Below are 6,327 nucleotides of genomic sequence, written 5' to 3'. Positions count from 1 at the left end.
GGCTTCACCCGCCGGCATTGCGGAAGCCATTGTGAAAGAGATCAATCATATTGATGCAGATATGCTGGTTAAAAACCCGGACGACCAGACGCTGAACCATATTTTTGAGCTGATATATAACGCTGCCGGGCAGGCCTTCCACTATTATAAAACGCCTACCATTCTGCGCCGCATCAACAAACGTATGACGCAGCTGGGTATTAATGACCACCACCAGTATGTGGAGTACCTGGAGCTGCACCCCGATGAATGTAAGGAGCTGGCGCATGATTTCCTGATAGGAGTAACCCGTTTTTTCCGGGACCCTGATGCCTTCCAGGTACTGCGGCAAAAAGTGGTGCCGGAACTGATAGCCAATGCAGAAGGGGAGCAGCTGAAGATCTGGGTAACCGCCTGCAGCACCGGCGAAGAAGCCTATTCCATAGCCATGGCCCTGGATGAGGTGCTGGACAGCACCGGCAGCCGCCTGCAGGTAAAGATATTTGCTTCGGATATAGATGCCGCCAACCTGGATATTGCCTCCGCAGGCATGTATCCCTCATCTATTGATAAAGATGTACCTGCCCCGCTGCTGGAAAAATATTTTATACGCAAGCATAAGGGGTACCAGATAGTCCCCCGCATCCGCAAACAGATCGTATTTGCAAGGCATGATATTACCAAGGACCCGCCCTTTATAAAGAACGACCTGGTAAGCTGCCGCAACATGCTGATCTATATGAACAGCGTGCTGCAGGAACGCATTTTTTCCGTGCTGCATTTTGCGGTGAACAAGAACGGCTTCCTGTTCCTGGGCCCCAGTGAAAACCCGCCCTACGCAAAGGGGCCCACTATACAGCAGATCAGCGCCAAATGGAGGATCTTTAAAAAGCTGTCGGATATTAAGCCCCGTATGCACTTTGGCGAGCCGGTAACCAACTTTTTAAAAGTACCGCGCGAAGAAATTACCACTGTTAATGGTGATAAGAGCCCTGATACCAAAGGTCAGAAAGCGCTTTGGAGTGACCTGCGCAGCGCGCTCACAGAAGACATGGGCCTGATAGCGCTGTACATAGACCGCAACTTTGAGATCCGCGAAACTATGGGTAACTATGAGGACCTGCTCACGTTACCCAAACGCATCCTGAACCTGAACCTGATGCGTATGCTGCCGCAGGACCTGGCCGTTATGCTGAACAAGGAAATACGCAAAGCCTGGAAAGGGGAAGAAAAGGTGCACCTGCACAATGTAATATTTGGCAGGGATGGTAATACCCGTGCCGTGGATGTGCTGATCAACCCTGTGGCAAAAGCTGCTGACAGCGATTATACCCTGGTGGTGCTCAGCCGGTCGTCCGTACCGCCGCATGAGAATGGCAGCACGCATGTCAGCGCAGAGCCGGTAATGGATACCGACTATGTACACAGCCTGGAACAGGAGCTGGCAGAAGCCCGCAAAAGCCTGCAGCTGGCGATAGAGGACCTGGAAACCGCCAATGAGGAGCTGCAAAGCTCCAATGAAGAATTACTTTCTTCCAACGAAGAGCTGCAAAGCTCCAATGAAGAGCTGCAATCCCTGAACGAAGAATTATATACGCTCAATACAGAACACCAGGTTAAGATCAAAGAGCTGATAGAGCTGAATGATGACCTGAACAACTATTTCCGGAGCACCGACATTGCGCAGATCTTCCTGGATACGCAGCTGAACATCCGCAAATTTAACCCGGCCTCTGCCCGGATGATCAATTTTATTGATTCGGACCTGGGCCGTCCCATTGCCCACATCTCCAGCAACATTCAATATGATCAGCTGCTGACGGACATTAGCCAGGTGCAGCGCAGCCGCAAGGTGGTGGAAAAGGAAATAAAGCTGCGGGAAGGCCAGAACTTCCTGATGCGTATTATGCCCTACGTAACACGGGATGACAAGTATGCAGGCATTATTATTACGTTTGTGGATATTACCATCATCACGAACCTGAATAATATTATCCGCAGCGTATTTAATGCCAGCACCAGCGCTATACTGGCGCTGCGCACGGTGTACGATGCAGCGGGCAATGCCAGTGATTTTATAATAGACACTGCCAATAACCGCGCGCACGAACAGTTTGCCGGCCCGGATAACCCGCTCACCGGCAAAAGCCTGAAAACCGTGCTGCCGCTGCTTTCATCGCCCGAGCTGTTTAAGGAATATTTAAGCGTATTAAAGAGTGATAATATTGTGCACCGGGATGTGTACCTCGAAGCGCAGGAGAAATGGTTTGAGCTTACAGCTGTGAAAATGCCGCATGGGCTGGTAGTTACCTACACGGATATTACCGATAAAAAGAAAGGCGAGCAAAAAATAAGACGCAGCTACAGTGAGCTGAACGAGGTAAAAGAAAACCTGAAAAGGCTGAATGCCGAGCTGGAAGACAAGGTGAAGGAAAGAACCCGGGAGCTGGCCTTTAGTGAAGAACGTTTTCGCCTGGTGGCCCGCGCCACCAATGATACGCTGTGGGACTGGGACCTTACGCGCGACATGATCTGGTGGAGCGATTCCTTTACAAAAATGTTCGGGTACAATATAGAGAACATGAGCCGTACCCGCTGGCTGAGCTATATACCCGCAGAAGAGCGCCTGCAGGTGCAGGACAGCATCTATGGCGCTATTAACGAGAACGGCAGCCAGTGGAGCCGGGAATACCGTTTTCGCCGTGCCGACGGGGAGTATGCGCACATCCTGGACCGTGGTTACATCCTGCACAATGAGTTCGGCGTGCCTTACCGTATGCTGGGCTCCATGCTGGACCTGACCGCCCTGCGCCAGGCGGAAAAAGAAATAGCTTCCAACATAGCAGAAAAAACTTTCCTGGCAGAATCCATGCCGCTGATAGTATGGACCGCTGATACCGCCGGCAACGTGGATTTTGTGAACAAGCAGTTTGAATATTATACCGGCCTGCATTATGATGAAGCGCTGGGTATGAAATGGCAGAAGGTGATCTATGAAGACGATAGCAAACGCCTGATGGACACCTGGAAAAAGGCCGCAGCCACACAGTCGGACTTTGAGTGCGAGCTGCGCATACGCGTGGCCAACGGCGATTTCCGCTGGAACCTGCTGCGCGCCAAAGCCCGTATGGATGAAAAGGGAAACCTCATCAGCTGGGTAATTACCAATATGGATGTGCATGAGCAAAAGGTGATGAATGAAGTGCTGGAAGAAAAGGTAGAGAAGCGTACCCGCCAGCTGCAGGAAATGAACCGGGAGCTGGAATCCAGCAACAACGATCTGCAGCTGTTTGCCTCCGTAGCCTCCCATGACCTGCAGGAGCCGCTGCGCAAGATCCACATGTTCTCCAAAATGGTGAAGGACAAACACGAGGGTAATTTGCCGCAGGAATCGCTGGTGTACCTGAACAAGATCATGCAGTCGGCCACGCGCATGAAAGCGCTGGTGAATAATATCCTGCATTTCTCCAAGCTCTCTAACGACAGCTCCGGTTTTGAGATGACAGATATTAACCAGGTGCTGCGGGAAGTGCGGGAAGATTTTGAAGTGATCATCAAGGAAAAAAATGCCACCATTATTGCAACGGATATTTGCCGCATGGAGGTGATACGCTCCCATATACAGCAGGTGTTCCAGAACCTGATAGGCAATGCGCTGAAGTTTAACCGCCCGGGCGTGCCGCCCGTGATACGGGTAGATGCCTGCCGCGTGGCTGCCTGTGCTTTTGACGCACCGGAAGATGATAATGGCCGCTGGTGCCACATTGAGATCCGCGATAACGGCATCGGGTTTAATGAGCAGTTTAAGAACCGTATCTTCGATCTTTTCCAGCGTTTAAACCCCAAGGATAAATACGAAGGCACCGGCATAGGCCTGGCCATCGTTAAAAAGATAATAGAGAAACATAATGGGCTGATCACCGCTGACAGCCAGGAAGGAGAAGGTTCTGTATTTTCCATTATCCTGCCATTGAAGCAGGAGCAATAACAGCCACAATGATACAGTCAAAAAAAATACTCTTAGCAGAAGATGATGAGGATGATAAAATGATCTTTAGCGAAATACTGAATGAGCTGAAAGCCACCAAGGATTTTCATTTTGATGCGGTGGACAATGGCCTGCAGATCCTGCAGCTGCTAAAGGATGATGCCCAGCTGCCCGACCTGGTAGTGCTGGACCAGAACATGCCGCAGATGAACGGAAAGGAAACCCTGCAGATCATCCGGGAAGATGCACGTTTGCATCACATACCCGTGGTTATTTACTCCACCTATAACGATAGCCGCCTTTCCAACGAATGTTTCAGCATAGGGGTTACCCAGATCCTTACCAAGCCGGATTCTTTTGAAGGGTTCAGGGACATGATCGTAACGCTGGTGGATAAATACCTGCCAAAAGCATAAAAGCGAAATGCAGCGGAACAAGCCCGCTGCATTTCTTTTTCACACTTAAACTCCGCTTCTTATTTAGGCTCTTCAGCCGGTGCATTCCAGATGCCGGCAGCGGCAGTTTCCTTTGCATAGGTTGCAAAATCTTTGGCAGGGCGGCCCAGTACCCGTTCTATATCCCCTGTTACAGAGGCATTACGGCCGTCCAGCACTTCTGTAAATAAATAACCCAGTAACGCAATCACATCTGCCGGTACTTCATACTGCTCCATTACTGCGGTATAATCGGCCATGGGCATATATTCATACTGTATGCTTTTACCGGCAGCTTTACCTATAACTGCAATGGCTTCCGCAAAACTATACATCTTAGGGCCGGTTACTTCGTACAGCTGCCCGTAATGCCCGGCCTGTGTAAGGGCGGCTGTTGCTACATCTGCAATATCGTCCGTATCTACAAAAGGCTCTCCTATATCACTGGCTGGCAAGGCCACATAGCCGGCCTGTATAGGCTCCAGCAAATAACCCTCGCTGAAGTTCTGGCTAAACCAGCTGGCGCGTACAATGGTCCAGTTAATACCGCACTGCATTACGATCTGCTCACAATCCTGCGCTTCCTGCTCACCGCGGCCGGATAATAATACAACATGCTGTATGCCTTGCTGTGCTGCCTGCTGCGTAAAAGCGCGGATAATATTGGTAGCGCCGGGCACTGCCAGGTCGGGCTGAAAGCAGATGTACACGGACTGTATATCCTTCAAGGCGGGGGCCCAGGTATCGGGGTTATACCAGTCAAAAGGAATGTTGGCTGAGCGGGAGCCTATGCGTACCGGCCAGTCCATTTGGGTTAAACGGTTTACAATACGGCTGCCGGTTTTACCGGTGCCGCCTGTTACCAGGGTGTGTGGTTTGTGCGGGAGTTGTGTGTTCATGATCTTTTTTTTTACAAAGCTAGAACCGGTGTAAGGCAAGAAATAGAACAAAACCGACAGGCAGGGTCAAATATTTTATATTCCGCTGCCACAGCGGTTTACAGGCCGCTGTCGGTTTTGTTCTATTTTAAAAAAGCGGTCTGTTTCAAATTTGCGGTATCACTTAAAACAACCGCTTTATGAACCTTCACAATCTTATACTCTGGGGCACGGCCACGCTGACTGCATTGATCGCCGGCCTTTTTTATGCATGGTCCTGTTCTGTAGTGCCGGGTATTGCCCGCCTTTCAGACACCCATTACCTTACCTCATTCCAGATGATGAACCGGGCTATCCTGAACCCGGTGTTCTTTTTGAGCTTTATGGGTACGCTTATTTTATTACCGGTATGCACCTTTATGCAATACAGCCAGCCGGTGAGCCTGCGGTTCTGGTTACTGCTGGCCGCTACCTTCCTGTATGTATTTGGCGTGTTTGGCGTAACCATGTTCGGGAATGTGCCTTTAAATAATGCGCTGGATGCGTTTAATATACCGGCTGCTTCCCCGGCAGAGCTATCTGCCATGCGCCTGCGTTTGGAAGGGCCCTGGAATAGTTTGAATAATATCCGTACCGTGATGAACATTCTTTCACTGATGCTGGTGATTGCTGCCTGTATGGTACATACTGAGAAAGCTTCCTGAACCTGTTAACCGCCTGTAACATGAAAAAGATCCTCCTTCCGCTATTGGTGATCATGCTGTTGCTGCTGCAATCCTGGAAATGGGAGCCGGCTGCTGATAAGAGTGTGCTGCTGCCTGTTTTATCCGCCTATCATATTTTTGAAGGCAACCCGGCTGATCTTATACCTGCAAAGGAATACACGCCGTACGAGCTGGCCACCACCTTATTCTCCGACTACGCGGAAAAACAGCGCCTGGTAAAAGTACCGGCCGGTTTCCGCCTTACGCCGAACGGGGATCAGCTGCCGGATTTCCCGGAGGGCGCTATCCTGGTAAAAACCTTCTTTTATTACACTGATAAAAGG

Annotated in this window: 5 protein-coding genes; 4 read left to right on the top strand and 1 reads right to left on the bottom strand. The window is 50.3% G+C overall.

Annotated features, from left to right (window positions below):
- Both VIM87_RS18710 and VIM87_RS18705 read left to right on the top strand, forming a co-directional pair.
- On the top strand, nt 1-3,967 hold a 3,967-nt coding region (locus VIM87_RS18710; RefSeq protein ID WP_331998467.1), incomplete at its 5' end, for a CheR family methyltransferase.
- Nucleotides 3,968-3,975: 8 nt separating this feature from the next.
- Nucleotides 3,976-4,383: a response regulator gene (locus VIM87_RS18705; RefSeq protein ID WP_331998466.1), complete on the top strand. Its 408-nt coding sequence runs from the start codon at nt 3,976-3,978 to the stop codon at nt 4,381-4,383.
- 59 nt (nt 4,384-4,442) lie between these two features.
- Here VIM87_RS18705 and VIM87_RS18700 read toward each other — a convergent pair whose 3' ends face one another.
- Complete coding sequence (locus tag VIM87_RS18700; protein ID WP_331998465.1) at nt 4,443-5,300, bottom strand: NmrA family NAD(P)-binding protein; 858 nt, start codon at nt 5,298-5,300, stop codon at nt 4,443-4,445.
- Nucleotides 5,301-5,479: 179 nt separating this feature from the next.
- Between VIM87_RS18700 and VIM87_RS18695 the strand changes: the two genes are divergently transcribed.
- Together VIM87_RS18695 and VIM87_RS18690 are read left to right on the top strand one after the other, a co-directional pair.
- Nucleotides 5,480-5,983 (top strand): DUF1772 domain-containing protein, encoded by a 504-nt coding sequence (locus tag VIM87_RS18695; RefSeq protein WP_331998464.1) that lies wholly within the window; start codon nt 5,480-5,482, stop codon nt 5,981-5,983.
- A gap of 20 nt (nt 5,984-6,003) precedes the next feature.
- The coding region (locus tag VIM87_RS18690) for a hypothetical protein (RefSeq protein WP_331998463.1) at nt 6,004-6,327 on the top strand (324 nt) is incomplete at its 3' end.

Origin of the sequence: Chitinophaga sp. (assembly GCF_036569125.1) — a bacterium.
Lineage (GTDB): Bacteria > Bacteroidota > Bacteroidia > Chitinophagales > Chitinophagaceae > Chitinophaga.
The sequence above is the reverse complement of the archived record's forward strand: the minus strand, read 5'-3'. Positions and strand labels throughout refer to the sequence as shown.

Bases quoted from the DNA above. Each gene is read 5' to 3' on its own strand.
- VIM87_RS18705 (WP_331998466.1), top strand. From the start codon at position 3,976: ATGATACAGTCAAAAAAAATACTCTTAGCAGAAGATGATGAGGATGAT.
- VIM87_RS18700 (WP_331998465.1), bottom strand. From the start codon at position 5,300: ATGAACACACAACTCCCGCACAAACCACACACCCTGGTAACAGGCGGC.
- VIM87_RS18695 (WP_331998464.1), top strand. From the start codon at position 5,480: ATGAACCTTCACAATCTTATACTCTGGGGCACGGCCACGCTGACTGCA.